Genomic DNA, 15586 nt, shown 5'->3' on the forward strand with positions numbered 1-15586 from the left:
CTCAGGTGACCGGGCTGGTGCTGGCGGCGCGGGCCGCCCGCAGGGTGAGGAACAGGCGGTGCGCGGTGATCACCACCGCCAACCACGCCGCGCCGAGCGACCAGCCGACGATGACGTCGGTCAGCCAGTGGTGTCCGAGGAACACCCGGCTCACACCCATCGCGACCGCCCACAGCACCGCCACCACCACGGCCAGGGTGCGAGCCCAGCGGGTCCGCAGCCGGCGGACCAGCAGATAGGCGACCATGCCGGCGATGACCGTGCTGTTCAGGGCGTGTCCCGACGGGAAGGAGAAGGCGTACTCGTACGGCGGCACCGCCTCGCTCAACGGCGGCCGGGAGCGCCCCACCACCGCCTTGCCGACGGTGGTCAGGGTCAGCGAACCGGCCACGGCGATCAGCATCAGGAACAGCGGCGTGCGCGAGCGCCACCGCCACACCATGATCACGGTGATCAGCGACGCGATGATCGTCATCCCGACCGGCCCGCCCAGGTGCGTGAACTGCGTCAGCACCCAGGTGTTGGTCGGGGTCCGGTCCGCGATCGCCTGGTTCAGCACCGGTTGATCGAGCTGGGACACCCCGTCCTGCTCGACCACGGCGTCGTACAGACCGGCACTCACGGCGGTGAGACCGGCGATCAGCACCAGGCCGACGGCCGCCGTGAGGTACAGCACCCCGTGGGCCGACACGTTGCGCGCCACCCGGCTGACCAGCCGCACCAACCCCCGCCCGGCCCACGACGGCCAGCGGGTCAGGTCGCGATCGCCGATGCGTTCCTCGTGCGGCGTGTCGTCCGCCAGCTTCATCCGTACGTCCTTCGTCTCGCGCCGGTCATCGCTGCCCCGATCCTGGGCCACGCCGTACCGGCGAGGGTCCTGCGGGCCGGTCGGAGGCGCCGCCCGGGTCGTGGGCCGCCCGGTCCATGGTGACGCAGCCGACCCAGCAGAGTCCCCCGCGACCACCGGTGTGCCGCCAGCCCGTCGGGCTCCTTACCCCCGCTGGGCCGGTCCACACCAGCCGGCCGCGGGCCGGTTCAGGACGCGAGGGGGGCGGCTCCGCGCCGACGACCGGTTCGTCCGCACTGCGTCGGGTAGGAAGGGCGGGTGCGCCCCCACCGGATCATGATCATCGGCTACCCGTCACACGCCATGACGAGCCGCCTCCACGACGCGCTGACGGAGCGAGGTCACCGGTCTCGGCTGGTGGATCCCGATCGCCTCGCCACCGTCGTCTCCGACGGCACGGTCACCGTCCTGCCCGAGGTCGGCCGGCCCGACGCCGTCATGCTGACCACATCGACGGATCACCTCACCGCCCTGCAGAGCGCGGCGCAGCTGCAGCGCGCCGGGATCCCTGTCTTCAACTCCCCAGCGGCCACGCTGCTCGCGGCGGACAAGATCGCCACGACGGTGACCCTGGCCCGGGCCGGGCTCCCGGTGCCACGGACCGTGAGTGTCGCCAGCCTGGCCGCGGCGACAGAACGGGCGGCTCTGCTCGGGTATCCCGTCGTGCTCAAGGCGGCCGACGGCGCTGAAGGGAACCAAGCCCGCCTGGTGCGCACCGCCGACGAGCTGCCGGGGGTGTTCGAGAACCTCCGCGCGAGCATGGGCCAGAGCCTGTCCGACCGGACTCCCCTGCTGCTGCAGGAGCAGCTGGGGCGAGCGCTCGGCCGGGACCGCCGGCTCTTCGTCGTCGGCGGTCACGTGCAGGCCGCGATGGATCGCGTGGCACGGCGGGGGGAATGGCGATCCAACCTGAGCCAGGGTGCCGCCCCGTACGCCGCGACGGCGACCACGGAGGAGATCGCCGTCGCGGAAGGGGCTGCGGCTGCCCTCGGTCTCGACTTCACCACCATCGACCTGATGGCCGGTGAACGGGGCCCCGTCGTCATCGAAGCCAACGCCTTCGGGGACGTGCTGGACGTGGCCATGATGTCCGGCCTCGACCTCATCGGCTCCCTGGCTGATTTGGTGGAGATCAAGGCGGGAGCTCGACCGGCGGCACCGATCCGCCCGAGGCGGCTGGAACCGGACTCCCGTGCCGCGCTCACGGCGATGTGCCGGCGGCGCTGGAACGACAAGCTGGCCGAGCTCGATCGGATCGCCGAGCTCTGAGGCGGGACCTTTGCCTCTAGGACGGGTGCGTTCGGCCTCCTACCGTGAGAACCGGTGCCACATCATCCGAGGCTCTGCTTGCTGCCTCTTTCCCCCTCCATGGCGTCGACCCAGCATCCTGACACAGGAGTCACCTCATGGACTGGAAGTTCCTGCTCGAGCTCGCGGTGGTCCTGGGCGTCATAGCCCTGGGGGCCCGCAAGGGTGGCATCGCGCTCGGACTGTGGGGCGGCGTCGGCGTCCTCGTCCTCACGGTGGTCTTTCGTGAGCAGCCCTCGGAGCCGCCCATCGACGTGATGCTGATCATCCTGGCGGTGATCAGCGCCGCCGCGGCGATGGAGGCCGCGGGCGGCATCGACTGGTTGGTGGGAGTGGCCGAGCGGGTGATCCGCCGGTTCCCGCAGCACATCACGATCGTCGCCCCGTTGGTGGCCTACCTGTTCACGTTCGGGGCCGGCACCGGACACATCTTCTACCCCCTGCTGCCCGTCATCCACGATGTCGCCCACGACAACGGCATCCGGCCCGAGCGGCCGATCGCCGTCGCGACGATCGCCTCGCAGCAGGCCATCACGGCGAGCCCGGTCTCGGCGGCGACCGCGGCCATCATCGTCATCCTCGAGCCGGAGGGGATGACCCTGCTGACGATCATGGCCATCGCCGTTCCCGCCACCCTGGTGGGCGTGGTCGTCGCCGCCCTGCTGTCCTACCGCCGCGGCACCGACCTCGCCGACGACCCGGTCTTCCAGCAGCGCGTCCGCGACGGACTCGTCGACCCGATCCCCGTCGCTCAGGCGGGGGGGTCGCACCGGACACGGACGGGCGCCACCGACGCGGTCACCACCGACCGTCTGGTCGCTTCCAGCACCGTATCGCGGGCGACGGTGACGACCGGCCCCGCAGTCGTCTTCCCCTCGTCCCCGGCCGCGGCCGTCCCGGCCGCCCACTCCTCGTCCGCGAACGGTCGGGGAGCGAGCGCAACCGCCGGCGGTCGCCCGTGGTCGGGCCGGGTCAGCGCCGTCATCTTCCTGGTCGGCGTCGGGTCGATCGTGGTGCTGGGAGCGTTCGACGCCCTGCGCCCGGTGTTCGCCGACGAGAAGGGGGTGGACGCACCGTTGTCGATGGCGCTGACCATCCAGATCACCATGCTCGCGGTGGCGGCGATCATCATGCTGGTCTGCCGGGTCAACGTCGAAGCCGTCCCCAAAGCAGCTACAGCGCGCTCGGGGTTCGTGGCCCTGGTCGGCATCTTCGGGTTGGCCTGGCTCGGTCAGACCCTGATCGACGCCAACGAGGAGACAGTGGTGGGCGGCCTGACCACCATGGTGACCGCGGCGCCCTGGACCTTTGCCATCGGCCTCTTCCTCGCCTCGGTGCTGCTCTTCAGCCAGGCTGCCACCACCCGGGCCCTGCTGCCGCTGGGACTGGCTCTCGGCATCGGCGGACCCCAGCTGGTCGCCATGTGGCCTGCGGTCAACGGCTACTTCTTCCTCCCCACCTACGGAACCCTGATCGCCGCCATCAGCTTCGACCGGAGCGGCACGACGCGGATCGGGAAGTTCGTGGTGAACCACTCGTTCATGATTCCCGGGCTGGTGGCCACCACCTGCTCCGTCGCCGTCGGGCTGCTCATGGCACAGCTCTTCTTCTGACGCTCACAGCTCGTCCACTGAGGCTCACCGCCTGGCGGCCCGACAGCCTGCCAGCGACCCCTGACCATCACCGACCACCAGCACGACCATCTCCGAAGGGACCACCATGAACGACACCACCTACGTCGTACGCCGAGGCGAGAACGACACGCGAGAGGTCATCGGTGTCCGCGAGATCCAGGCCATCAACGAGCTCGCTCCCGAGGTCAACGACGCCGACCAGGCGCTGCTCGACGTCCTGCACGAGGTCGGTCGCGTCCAGACCTTCCCCGCCGGATCCTGGGTGGCCGAGCAGGGCACGCCACGTGAGTGGTTCGCCGTGCTGATCACCGGTGAGCTCGAGCTCGTGCACGGCCGCCACGGCGACCCGCGCCGGGTGGGACTGCTGGAGGAGGGCGCGATGCTCTTCGAGGGTGCGCTGCTGGACGATGCCACGCCGCATCGCCTGTCCACCCGGGCGATCGGCCCGGTGGAGCTGCTGATCGTCGACGCCGCCGCCACCGCTCACCTCCGGCACGAACGACCGGAGGTGTGGTCGGACCTGATGCAGCGTGTGGCGCAGCGACTCCGTGACCGGCTCCGGGTGGCGACCGCCCACCTCGCCGAGCACGGCGAGTCGATGGAGCCGATCGGAACCACCCGGCGGGAGAGCGACTCCCTGGGTGCCCGAGAGCTCCCGGCCAGTGCCTACTACGGCGTGCAGACGCTGCGGGCGGTGGAGAACTTCCCGATCTCGGGGCAGCGCCTGCACGACTTCGGCAACATGTGCGCCGCACTGGCGATGGTGAAGAAGGCGGCGGCCCAGGCGAACAGCGAGCTCGGGGTGCTCGACGCCGACAAGGCGGCAGCCATCTCGACAGCCTGCGACGAGATCCTGGACGGCAAGCTGCGCCGGCACTTCGTCGTGGACATGATCCAGGGTGGCGCCGGCACGTCGACCAACATGAACGCCAACGAGGTGATCGCCAACCGCGGCCTCGAGCTGCTCGGTCATCGTCGTGGCGAGTACGTCCACCTCCACCCGCTCGACCACGTGAACCTCTCGCAGTCGACGAACGACGCCTACCCGACGGCAGTCAAGATCGCCGTCCTGCTCACCGTCAGCGAGTCGCTGCAAGCACTCGACGAGCTGTCAGCTGCCCTCAGGGTCAAGTCGGCCGAGTTCGGGAACGTCCTGAAGATGGGCCGCACCGAGAACCAGGACGCCGTTCCCATGACCCTCGGTCAGGAGTTCGGGGCCTACGCCAGCATGGTCAACGGTGCTCGACGTGCCCTCGCCCACGCCACGCTCGAGATGCACGAGATCAACATGGGCGCGACCGCGATCGGCACCGGCCTGAACAGCCCGGCCGGCTACGCAACCCTCGTCACCGAGCGTCTGGCCTCCATCTCCGGCCTGCCGCTGTCCCTGGCCGGCGACCTCGTCGAGTCGACCCAGGACTCCGGCGCCTTCGCCTACCTGTCCGGGGCCATGAAGCGCGCCGCGATCCAGATCTCGAAGATCTGCAACGACCTCCGCTGGCTCTCCAGCGGCCCACGGGCGGGTCTCGGAGAGATCAACCTGCCGCCCATGCAACCCGGATCCTCGATCATGCCGGGCAAGGTCAATCCGGTCGTGCCGGAGATGGTCAACCAGAGCTGCTACCAGATCATCGGCTTCGACACCACGGTCGGCATGGCCGCCGAGGCGAGCGAGCTCGAGCTCAACATGGCCGAGCCGATCATCGCCTACGACCTGCTGCAGGGTCTGACCATCCTCACCAACGCGACCCTCGTGCTGACGAACAGGTGCGTCAAGGGCATCACCGCCAACCGGGAGGTCTGCCTCGGTTACGTCCAACGGTCCATCGGTCTGGTCACGGCCCTCAACCCGACTCTCGGCTACGAGCGCTCCTCCCAGGTGGCCAAGGAAGCACTCGCCACCGGGGGAAGCGTCTACGACCTCGTCGTCGACAAGGGCTGGCTCACCAAGGAACAGCTCGACCAGATGCTCGACCCGATCCGGATGACCAGCCCTCTCCAGCCGTCGACCCAGGCCTGAGAGACGCAGACTGGCGTACGGCCGTCCCGACGTGGCGGAGTGCGCCACACTGAGGCATGGCTGAGCGGCGTGGGACAGGAAGCACCCGGCCTGCGCCGCTCGGGGGCGGGTCTCCGCGCCGGCGGCTGATCCTCACGACGGCCGGCGTGAGCGTCGTGCTCACGTTCCTGGCCACGCAGGCAGGGGGCTGGCTGTTCGGGCGGCTCGCCGACGGCCTGGCGACGGCGGCGACTCCGGTCATCAGCGTCGACTCCTCCGGGCCGCTCGCCGAGCCGTGGAACGTCGTCGTGCCCCAGCACCCCGACGCCCTCACGGGTTCCTCGGTGCAAGCCGAGGCGTTGACCAGGTGGGCGATCAACAAGGGCGGCGGCCCCGCCAGCGAGGTCCAGGTCGAGCTGACGATCTGGGGCAACCGGGATCGTCCCGTGCTGATCGAGGGCCTTCGTGCTATCGAGGTCGACTGCGTGGCGGCTCCCGCCTGGACCGAGATCACGGCATCGGTGGGTGGCGCCGTCCCCGAGCGCCGAACGATCATCGACCTCGACTCGGGCAGCTTCACGGCCGAGCCGGATCCCGCCGGAGAGCCGTTCCGCTTTCCCTTGCAGGTGTCTCAGTCCGAGCTGGAGCACTTCACCGTCAGGGCGAAGACCAGGGTGTCGAGCTGCACGTTCAAGCTGGCGGTCGTGGTGCGGGACGCCGGACGAGAGAAGCTCGTGGTCGTCGACGACGACGGCGGGGCGTTTCGCGTGGTGTCCCCCGCCGCCAGCACCGCGCACATGGAATGGCATGCCACCGAGGACGGCCTGTGGACCCCGACCCGGGTGTGAAGCCCCGTGGCGGCCCGAGCGACCGGCCCGACCGGAGGTCGACCCAGCGCGTCACCGTACGACAGCTCAGTGGTGCTCGAGGCCGGCGGCCCGCTGCAGCCCCAGCTCGGCGATGGCCAGGGTGCGCAGCTCCACGCCCAGCAGGTGCCCGCTGACCGGTTGGGGGAACTCGTCGACGACCTTGACGTAGCGCGGGATCAGCCGGGGCGGGATCGTGCCGTCGCCGTACGCCCGCAGGCTCTCAGCGGTCAGACCCGGTGCACCGGGACGCAGCCGGAGCCAGGCCATCAGCTCCTCGCCGAAGCGCTCGTCCGGGACGCCGATCACCCGGACGTCGACCACATCCGGGTGACCGGCCAGCAGCTCCTCGACCCGTCGCGGGTCGACGGGCTCGCCGCCCCGGACGATCCAGGCGTCGGTCCGCCCGACCACGGTCACCAAGTCGTCGGCGTCCATCACCGCCAGATCGCCGGTGTGCAGCCAACGGGCGCCGTCGATGACCGCGGCGGTGTCGCCCGGCGCGTCCCAGTAGCCGAGCATCACGGCATAGCCGCGGACGCAGAGCTCCCCCGGCTCGTCGCGACCCACGGTGGCCCCCGTCGCCGGTTCGATGATCTTGATCTCCAGGTGCGGCTGGACCCGGCCCACGGTGGACGTCCGACGTCGGAGGTCGTCGTCCCGGCGGGTCTGGGTGATCACCGGGGAGGTCTCGGTCATGCCGTGGCAGACGGTCACCTCGGACATCCCGAGCTCGGCCACCACCCGCTCCATCAGCTCGACCGGGCAGGAGGAACCGGCCATGATGCCGGTCCGCAGGCTGCCGAGGTCGTAGGCGGAGCTCGGCAGGGCCAGCTCGGCGGCGAACATGGCCGGCACCCCGTAGAGACTCGTGCACCCTTCGTCCTGGACCGCCTGCAGCGTCCGCGCCGGGTCGAAGTCCGGCGCCGGGATGATCACGGTGGCACCGTGGGCCAGCGTGGCCAGGACCCCCATGCCCAGGCCGAAGCAGTGGAAGAAGGGCACCGGTACGCAGACCCGGTCCCGCTCCGTGTAGCCGCACCCCACGCCCACGAAGAAGCCGTTGTTCACCAGGTTGTGGTGGGACAGCGTGGCCGCCCGGGACGACCTGGTGCTGCTGGCCGAGGTGTGCTGCAGGTTGACCGGGTCGTCCGCCGACGACCGGCGCTCCCGCTCGGCCAGCAGACCGGGGTCGCCGAGCCTCCCGGCGGCCAGCAGCTCGTCCCAGCCGGGGTGGTCGAGGCCGGTGACGTCGAGCAGGACCACGTCCCGCAGGGCCGGGCAGCGGGCGCAGATCCCGGCGATCAGCTCACCATGATCACCGGTCCGGGGACCCGGGGCGGCGACCAGCAGCACCACCCCGCTCCGCCGCAGCGCCACGGCCAGGTCGTCGGCGTCGAGGGCGGGGTTGAGGTTGACCATGATCGCTCCCAGCCGCGCGGCGGCGTAGAGCAGGATCACCCACTCGGCGCGGTTGGGGGCCCACAGCCCCACCCGGTCGCCCGGTCCGACGCCGCGGGCGTGGAGTCCGAGCGCGCAGGCGTCGACCTCCGCCAGCAGCGCCGCGTAGGTGAGACGGCGTCCGGTCACGCACTCCACCACGGCTTCGTGGTCGGGCCCGACCCGGGCAGCCGTGGCCGCGAGGTGCGCGCCGAGGGTCTGACCGATCAACGGCACGGCCGAGGTGCCGTCGGCGTACGCGGGTGTGGACGTCAGCGTCGGACCTCCCGGCGATCAGGCTGTCGGGCGGTCAGAGTGACCATGATCGTCACATCAGACCGCCGTCGATGCTGCGCTGGTAGGTCTCCGGCTCCTCCGGGACCAGCACCGGTGTCTCGCGGTTGAGGCTCTCCCCGGCGAAGAACGGCCTGGCGTCGGCGAAGAACGACCACACGACCATCAGCACCGCTCCGACCACCAGCGAGCCGATGCCCATCACGAAGGTGCCGCCGATGCCGAGCAGCTCGGTGTAGCCGTAGTCCGGCTGCCACATGTCGATCGCCGACTGCACGAACGCGTACGTCAGCATCAGGGCCCCGAGCAACGGCAGGATGCCCTTCAGGAACAGGTTCCTGGGCGAGGTCGTCAGCTCCTTGCGGAAGTACCAGACGCAGGCGAAGCCGGTGATGCCGTAGTAGAAGGCGATCGCCAGGCCGAGCGAGAGGATCGAGTCCTGCAGGATGTTGTCGCTGATCACGGTCATGCCCACGTAGTAGACGCAGGCCACGACGCCCATCATCAGGGTCGAGAAGGACGGGGTCCGGAAGCGTGGGTGGACGGTCTGGAAGCGTCGCGGCAGGGCCTTGTACGTGGCCATCGCCAGCGTGCCGCGAGCCGTCGGCAGGATGGTGGTCTGGGTCGAGGAGACCGCCGACACCAGCACCGCGATCACCAGCACGATGGCCAGTGGTCCCATCACGTCGTCCTTGAGAGCCAGGAACACGTCGTCGGCGTTGGCTTCGTTGCCGAGTCCGAGCCCGTCGGTGCCGACTCCGGCGTACGCCATCGCCGCGACGGTGACGCCGACGTAGGTGATCAACAAGATGGCGGTCGAGATGATCGCGGCCCGTCCGGGGATGCGCTGGGGGTCCTTGGTCTCCTCGTTCAGCGCGAGGCAGGTGTCCCAGCCCCAGTAGATGAACAGGGCCAGCAGGACCGCCTCGATGAAGCCGGAGTAGTCGGCGAAGGCGAACGGGTTGAACCACTGCCAGGAGAAGTGCTCGGTGGCCGGCGCCTCGCCGGTCGCGATCCGGTAGATGACGAAGATGACGAACAGGGCGAGGGCCAGGTACTGCACGCCCAGCAGGATGTTCTGCAGTCGCTCGCCGATCTCCAGCCCGCGGTAGCTGACCCAGCACATCAAGGCGATGAACACCACCCCGGTGGCGGTGACCACTGCGGTGTTCTCGGCCAGGGCGTCCTGACCGAGCATCAGCCACAGGTAGATGCCGCCGATCTGCGCCAGGTTGGCGAGCACCACGATGCCGGCCACGGCGACCCCCCAGCCACCCATCCAGCCCACCCGCGGCCCGAAGGCCTTGGTCGCCCAGGTGAAGGTGGTGCCGCAGTCGGGGATCTGGCGGTTCAGCTCCTGGTAGGCGGCGGCGATGAACAGCATCGGAAGGAACGCGACGATGAACGCGATCGGTGCCTGTGCCCCCACCGCCATCACGACGAACCCGAGGGTCGCCACGAGCGAGTAGACCGGCGCGGTGGACGCGAGCCCGATGACGACGGAACCGGCGAGACCGAGGGTCCCGACTGCGAGCCCCTTGCCACCCGCCCCCGTCGCGGTGTCAGTTGTCATACGGCGGAACCTAGGAGTCACGGGACCTGCCGTCAATGATGCGGTCGGCGCGCCCGACCGGCGAAGATCTTGTCGCTTTCCGCAGGAATACGACCGGGGTCACGCGGCGGCCTCGGTGCCCTACCGTTGGGCCATGTCCGCCGCCGCGCCCCGCGGGGCCCGCTCCCGTCGCGATCTGCTGATCGACACCACGCTCGACGTGATCGCCGAGCACGGCGTCGCCGGCACCACCCACCGCCGGGTGGCCGCCGCAGCGGGTGTGCCGCTCGGGTCGACGACCTACTACTTCGCCGACCTGGCCGACCTGCTCCAGGCCGCCTTCGGCCGGTTCGCTGACCTCATCTCGGAGCGGTTCGAGGCGCGGCTCGCTCCGGCCCGGACGCCGGCGGAGGCGATCACGGCCATCACCGACTTCCTGCTCGGCGACGACGACCCCCGTGAGCTGGCGCTCAGCTACGAGTTCTACGCGCTGGCGATCCGACAGCCGGCGGTGGCCGCTCTCGTCGAGGCCTGGTTCGCGCGCAGCCAGCAGGCGCTCGCACCCTTCTTCGACGCGGTCACGGCGCGCATGATCGACACCCACGTCGAGGGTCTGTTCACCTACCGCGGGCTCGCGCACGACGCCGCCGACGGCCCGGAGATCCGCCGGGCGCTGGAGCTGCTGAGTGGGATATCGGCTGCGGAATGACCGCCGTCGAGGCGGAGTTGTACATACGTACACACACTTGTACGATCGTACAGATGCAGTCGCCGTGACTGCTCCCCACGAGGTCTGAGGTCTCCATCATGTCCACGCTGCGCATCACGCGCACCGAGTCCGTCGACGTCTCCGCCCGCTCCTGGCGGAACGCCATGTTCGTCGTCTTCGCCGCCTGCGGTTTTGCGCTGGCCGCCTGGGTGTCCCGCACGCCGGCCGTGCGGGACGGGCTCGGCGCCTCCACCGGGCACATGGGCTGGCTCATCTTCGCCATCGCCGGCGGCGCCATCTTCGGCCTCGTCTCGGCCGGCGCCCTGATCGGTCGCTTCGGCGCCCGTCCGGTGATCAGGATCGCGTTGCTGACCGCGGCGGTCGGTCTGGTCGTGGTCGCCGCCGGGGCCGCGGTCGCCTCCTCTCCGGTCGTGTTCGCGGGCCTGATCGTGTTCGGTCTGGGCTTCGGCACCTGCGACGTCTCGATGAACGTCGCCGGCGCGGCCAACGAGCGGGGACTCGGCCGGACCGTGATGCCGATCTTCCACGCCATGTACAGCATCGGCACCCTCACCGGCGCCGCCCTCGGTGTGCTGGCCACGTTCCTGGGGATCCCGGTGAGCGTCCACCTGGGCGTCGCCGCGGTGATCCTGGTGCTGGCCGTCGTCCCGGCGGTCCGGTTGATCCCCGAGGGTGTCGGCCGGTCCAGCGCCACCCAGCCGAAGCTCACCACCGCCGAGCGGCTGGCCGTCTGGAAGGACCCGCGGACCCTGCTGATCGGTCTGATGGTGCTCGGCATGGGCTTCGCCGAGGGTGCTGCCGAGGACTGGTTGCCCTTGGCCACCGTGGATGGGTACGGCGTCAGCGAGACCGTCGGTGCGGCGCTGTTCGGGATCTTCGTGGTCACCATGACCGTCGGCCGCCTGTTCGGCGTGCTGCTGATCGACCGCTTCGGCCGGGTCACCACGCTGCGCGCCTCGGCCCTGGTCGCCGCCGTCGGTCTGATCATCACGATCTTCGGTCCCAGCGCGGTCACCGCGGCCGTCGGCATCGCGTTGTGGGGGCTCGGCACCTCGCTCGGGCTGCCGGTCGGCATGTCCGCCGCGGCGGACGACGCCCGCACCGCGTCGGCCCGGGTCAGCGCGGCGGCCACCGTCGGCTACGCCGCGTTCCTCTTCGGTCCGCCGGCGCTGGCCATGCTCGGCGAGCAGGTCGGTCTGCTGCACTCGTTCGTCGCCGTGCTGGCGTTGGTGGTCCTCGCCGGCCTGATCGCCCCGGCGGCCCGCCCCCTGGCGGTCCCGTCGCGGGCGAGCTCCGGCCCGACCCCGACGCAGCCGGCACGGGTGCAGCCGGAACGGGTCCCGATCACCCACTGACCCGGTTCCGGTGGACTGTCGGAGGCGCCTGTCAGGCTGTGGCCCTCCGACGATCCACGACGAAAGGCCCGCTATGACCAGCACCCTGAGCAAGCGCGTCCTCCAGCCAGCGGGTGTCCCGCCGGTCCCTTACGCCCAAGGGCTGGAGGTGACCGGCGCCCAGCGGCTCGTCTTCGTCTCCGGCCAGGTCGGCACCGACGCCGACGGTCACTGGCTGGCCGGCATCGAGGCCCAGGCGCGGGAGGTCATCGCCCGGATCACCGCGATCCTGGCGGAGTCAGAGCTCGGTCTGGACGCCATCGTCAAGCTCACCATCTACCTCACCGACCCGGCCGACTTCGAGGGCTTCATGCCGGTGGCCGCCGAGCTGATGCCGCAACCGCAGTCGGCCATCACCGCCCTGGTCGTGCCGTTCCTGTCCTCACCCGAGCAGCTGGTGGAGATCGAGGCGATCGCCGCCGGCTGACGCGTCTGGCACGATCGGCGGGTGACCACCACGCGCCCCGACGCCGCCGTCCTGCTGCCACCCGAGGTTCTCGAGCTGTGGCGTGCACGGGTGGCCGCCGTGACCGGGGACGGCCCCGCCCGGCTGTTCGCCGACGCCATGACCAGGACGCTGGCGCGCACCCTGCACGTGCTCGACGACGACACCGTCTTCGTGATCACCGGCGACATCCCGGCGATGTGGCTGCGCGACTCGGCCACCCAGATGCTGCCGTACCTGCGGATCGCCGGCGACTCCCCCGACGGCCCGCTGGCCGACGTGCTGGTCGGCATCGTCCGTCGCCAGCTGGCCTACCTACGTCACGACCCGTACGCCAACGCCTTCAACATCGAGGCCAACGGCCGGTGTCACGAGCCGAGGGACCTGTCCGACGACCCGTGGCTGTGGGAGCGCAAGTACGAGATCGACTCCCTCTGCTTCCCCTTCCTGCTGGCCCACCAGGTCTGGGCGGCGACCGGGCGGAGCGACCACCTGGACGCCACGTTCCTGGCGGCCGCCCGCGCGGCGGTGGCGACGCTGGACCGGGAGACGGCGCACGAGGAGCGGTCGGACTACCGGTTCGTCCGGCCCGACACGGTGGCCATCGACACGTTGACCCGCGACGGCCGGGGCACGCCGGTCGGACCCACCGGGATGACCTGGGCCGGCTTCCGCCCCAGCGACGACGCCTGCACCTACGGCTACCACGTGCCCGGCAACCTGATGGCCGTCCACTGCCTGCGGCTGCTGGCCGAGCTGGTGCCCGCGGCCGGCGACGATCCGGGGCTGGTGACCGACGCCGCCTCACTCGCGGATCGGCTCGCGGCCGGGATCGCCGCGTACGGCCTCGTCCAGCACGGCCGGCACGGAGAGATCTGGGCGTACGAGGTCGACGGGCTCGGCCACCAGCTCCTGATGGACGACGCCAACATGCCGGGGCTGCTGTCCCTGCCCCTGGTGGCAGGGATCGCGGTCGACGATCCGCGCTACCGCCGCACCCGCGCGTTCGTCCTGTCCGAGGACAACCAGTACTTCTACAGCGGTCGGGTGGCCGCCGGCGTCGGCAGCCCACACACCCCGGAACGGTACGTGTGGCCGATCGCGCTCGCCGTCGAGGGACTCACGTCGGAGTCACCGGAGCGCGCCCTGGAGCTGCTCCAGCTGATCGCCACCACCACCGCGGGCACGGGACACGTCCACGAGGGCTTCGACGTGGACGACGACAACGCCTTCACCCGGCCGTGGTTCAGCTGGGCCGACTCCATGTTCTGCGCCCTGGCGTTGAGCCTGGTCCCGGCCACCTGAGCCCCAGCCGGACCGGGTGCTGTCGGTCCGAGCGCCTCGGTCGAGCTGGAGGGTCCGGTCAGTCGACGGAGTTCGACAGCTCGTCGAGGGCGGCCACGTCGTCGGCGTGGAGGGCGAAGTCGAGCTGCGCGTTGGCCGCGATCCGCTGCGGGGTGACCGATTTGGGCAACGGCAGCACGTCCTTCTCCAGCAGGTAGCGGATCGACAGCTGAGCCACGCTCTTGCCGTACTTCTCGGCGATGTCGGCCAGCCGGTCGTCGTCGAGCAGCTTGCCGGTGGCGAGGGGTGAGTAGCCCTCGACGAGGATGTCGTGTGCGTGGCAGTAGGCGGTCGTCTCCGGCTGGGTGTTGCCGATGAACCAACGGATCTGGTTCGCGTGCGGCGTGAGCTCGGTGCCCGAAGCCAACGACTCGAGATCGTCGACGTCGAAGTTGGACACACCGACCGAGCGCACCCGCCCCGCGGCGTGCATCTCCTCGAAGACCTTCCAGACCTCGATGTTGCCCGCCCGGTGGTCTGAACCCATGTCCTGCCACGGCCACGGGGCATGGATCAGCCAGAGGTCGACGGGCCCCAGATCGAGGTTGCTCGACGACGTCTCGAAGGCCTCTCGCGCGCCCGCGGCGTCCTTGATCTCGGCCGGGAGCTTGGTCGTGATGTAGACCTCGTCGCGGGGCACCCCGGAGTCACGGATGGCCCGACCCACGCTCTTCTCGTTGCCGTAGGCCAGGGCCGAGTCGATGTGGCGGTAGCCGACCCTGAGGGCCTCGGTCACCGCGTCGTACGCCTCCGTTCCCTCCGGGATCTGCCAGGTCCCGAACCCGATCTTCGGGATCCGGTGGCCGGAGGAGAGGGTGAAGGTCTCGGTGAGGATGGACACACCTGGACGCTACCCGGGTGGTAGTGGCGGCGGCTGACCGGGTGCAGCGGGCCCGCCGCCGCGACTCTTCCCGGGATCGAGGTCGGGCGCGATCACCGGGCGCACCGGACGTGGCGGGGCTCAGCCTCCGGTGATCTTGATCTCGGCCCCGCTGGTGTAGGAGGCGTCGTCGGACAGCAGGTAGGCCACAGCTCCGACGATCTCCTCCGGCTGGGCCGCCCGGCCCATCGGCAGACCGGGTGCGCGTTCCGCCGGAGCGTTCGGGCGACCGGCGGCGGCATGGATCTCGGTGTAGGTGGTGCCGGGCGAGACCGTGTTGATGCGGACGCCCTGGCTCGCGAACTCCTTGGCGGCACCGACGGTGAGCAGGTTCAACGCGGCCTTGCTCATCGCGTACGGGATGTAGGTGTGCGGCGCCCCGGTGCTGGCCGCGCCGGAGGAGATGTTCACGATCGACCCGCCGCCGCGGGTCCGCAGCTCGGCGACGGCAGTGCGGGTGATCACCAGCGGAGCCAGGACGTTGACCCGGAAGACCAGCTCGTACTCGGCCGTGGTCGTCTCCAGGAACGGTCCGATGCGACCGGTGATGCCGGCGTTGTTGACCAGCCCGGTCAACCGGCCGAGCCCGACGACCGCCTCCGCCACGATCTGCGCCGCCCGGTCGAGATCGGCGAGGTCGGCTTCCAGCAGGACGACCTGCGCGCCCAGCCCACGGCACTCCACCGCCACCGCCTCGGCGTCCGCCCGTCGCTCGCGGTAGGTGAGCGCAAGATCATGGCCCTCTCGAGCCAGCCGTCTGGCGATGGCGGCCCCGATCCCCCGACTGCCGCCGGTGATCAGGGTGGCTGGGCGCTCGCGGCTGGACACCGGGTCAGGGTAGGTCCTCGTCACC

General features: G+C 70.5%; 13 protein-coding genes. 8 read left to right on the forward strand and 5 right to left on the reverse strand.

Annotation, left to right across the window (positions count from 1 at the left end; all coding sequences use genetic code 11):
- Position 1 precedes the first annotated feature (1 nt).
- The gene (locus tag ABD714_RS06225; protein ID WP_344811436.1) at positions 2-808 is read right to left on the reverse strand and encodes a phosphatase PAP2 family protein; all 807 of its coding nucleotides are present in this window, start codon (positions 806-808) and stop codon (positions 2-4) included.
- Positions 809-1105: 297 nt separating this feature from the next.
- On the opposite strand from ABD714_RS06225, the gene ABD714_RS06230 reads away from it, so the two are divergent.
- The 4 genes from ABD714_RS06230 (at position 1106) to ABD714_RS06245 (ending at position 6636) form a co-directional block, all read left to right on the forward strand.
- Entirely contained in the window at positions 1106-2116 is a 1011-nt protein-coding gene (locus ABD714_RS06230; protein WP_344811437.1) for an ATP-grasp domain-containing protein, read from the forward strand.
- A 137-nt stretch (positions 2117-2253) separates the two neighbouring features.
- On the forward strand, positions 2254-3768 hold the full coding sequence (locus tag ABD714_RS06235; RefSeq protein ID WP_344811438.1) for an anaerobic C4-dicarboxylate transporter family protein: 1515 nt from the start codon (positions 2254-2256) through the stop codon (positions 3766-3768).
- 106 nt (positions 3769-3874) lie between these two features.
- Complete coding sequence (locus ABD714_RS06240) at positions 3875-5809, forward strand: aspartate ammonia-lyase (RefSeq protein WP_344811439.1); 1935 nt, start codon at positions 3875-3877, stop codon at positions 5807-5809.
- Between the two features lie 146 nt (positions 5810-5955).
- Positions 5956-6636 (forward strand): hypothetical protein, encoded by a 681-nt coding sequence (locus ABD714_RS06245; protein WP_344811440.1) that lies wholly within the window; start codon positions 5956-5958, stop codon positions 6634-6636.
- Between the two features lie 66 nt (positions 6637-6702).
- On the opposite strand, the gene ABD714_RS06250 is transcribed toward ABD714_RS06245, so the two are convergent.
- Entirely contained in the window at positions 6703-8331 is a 1629-nt protein-coding gene (locus ABD714_RS06250; RefSeq protein WP_344811441.1) for an AMP-binding protein, read from the reverse strand.
- 91 nt (positions 8332-8422) lie between these two features.
- Positions 8423-9961, reverse strand: coding sequence for an APC family permease (locus ABD714_RS06255; RefSeq protein WP_344811442.1), 1539 nt, complete (start codon positions 9959-9961; stop codon positions 8423-8425).
- Positions 9962-10094: 133 nt separating this feature from the next.
- On the opposite strand from ABD714_RS06255, the gene ABD714_RS06260 reads away from it, so the two are divergent.
- From ABD714_RS06260 to ABD714_RS06275, 4 genes are all read left to right on the forward strand, one after another.
- On the forward strand, positions 10095-10649 hold the full coding sequence (locus tag ABD714_RS06260) for a TetR/AcrR family transcriptional regulator (RefSeq protein ID WP_344811443.1): 555 nt from the start codon (positions 10095-10097) through the stop codon (positions 10647-10649).
- A gap of 98 nt (positions 10650-10747) precedes the next feature.
- Positions 10748-12025, forward strand: coding sequence for an MFS transporter (locus tag ABD714_RS06265; RefSeq protein ID WP_344811444.1), 1278 nt, complete (start codon positions 10748-10750; stop codon positions 12023-12025).
- A 73-nt stretch (positions 12026-12098) separates the two neighbouring features.
- Positions 12099-12491 carry a RidA family protein gene (locus tag ABD714_RS06270; RefSeq protein ID WP_344811445.1) on the forward strand — a complete coding sequence of 131 codons (393 nt, stop codon included), beginning with the start codon at positions 12099-12101 and terminating at the stop codon, positions 12489-12491.
- A gap of 21 nt (positions 12492-12512) precedes the next feature.
- Positions 12513-13814: a glycoside hydrolase family 125 protein gene (locus ABD714_RS06275; RefSeq protein ID WP_344811446.1), complete on the forward strand. Its 1302-nt coding sequence runs from the start codon at positions 12513-12515 to the stop codon at positions 13812-13814.
- 58 nt (positions 13815-13872) lie between these two features.
- Here the strand turns inward: ABD714_RS06275 and ABD714_RS06280 are convergent, their stop codons facing one another.
- A complete protein-coding gene (locus ABD714_RS06280; RefSeq protein ID WP_344811447.1) occupies positions 13873-14694 on the reverse strand; it encodes an aldo/keto reductase in 822 nt (273 codons plus the stop codon).
- A gap of 120 nt (positions 14695-14814) precedes the next feature.
- Entirely contained in the window at positions 14815-15561 is a 747-nt protein-coding gene (locus ABD714_RS06285; RefSeq protein ID WP_344811448.1) for an SDR family NAD(P)-dependent oxidoreductase, read from the reverse strand.
- Positions 15562-15586 lie beyond the last annotated feature (25 nt).

This window comes from Microlunatus aurantiacus (assembly GCF_039536605.1).
GTDB lineage: Bacteria > Actinomycetota > Actinomycetes > Propionibacteriales > Propionibacteriaceae > Microlunatus > Microlunatus aurantiacus.

Coding starts and splice junctions, on each gene's coding strand:
- ABD714_RS06225 (WP_344811436.1), bottom strand. CDS start 808: ATGAAGCTGGCGGACGACACGCCGCACGAGGAACGCATCGGCGATCGC.
- ABD714_RS06235 (WP_344811438.1), top strand. CDS start 2,254: ATGGACTGGAAGTTCCTGCTCGAGCTCGCGGTGGTCCTGGGCGTCATA.
- ABD714_RS06240 (WP_344811439.1), top strand. CDS start 3,875: ATGAACGACACCACCTACGTCGTACGCCGAGGCGAGAACGACACGCGA.
- ABD714_RS06255 (WP_344811442.1), bottom strand. CDS start 9,961: ATGACAACTGACACCGCGACGGGGGCGGGTGGCAAGGGGCTCGCAGTC.
- ABD714_RS06260 (WP_344811443.1), top strand. CDS start 10,095: ATGTCCGCCGCCGCGCCCCGCGGGGCCCGCTCCCGTCGCGATCTGCTG.
- ABD714_RS06265 (WP_344811444.1), top strand. CDS start 10,748: ATGTCCACGCTGCGCATCACGCGCACCGAGTCCGTCGACGTCTCCGCC.
- ABD714_RS06270 (WP_344811445.1), top strand. CDS start 12,099: ATGACCAGCACCCTGAGCAAGCGCGTCCTCCAGCCAGCGGGTGTCCCG.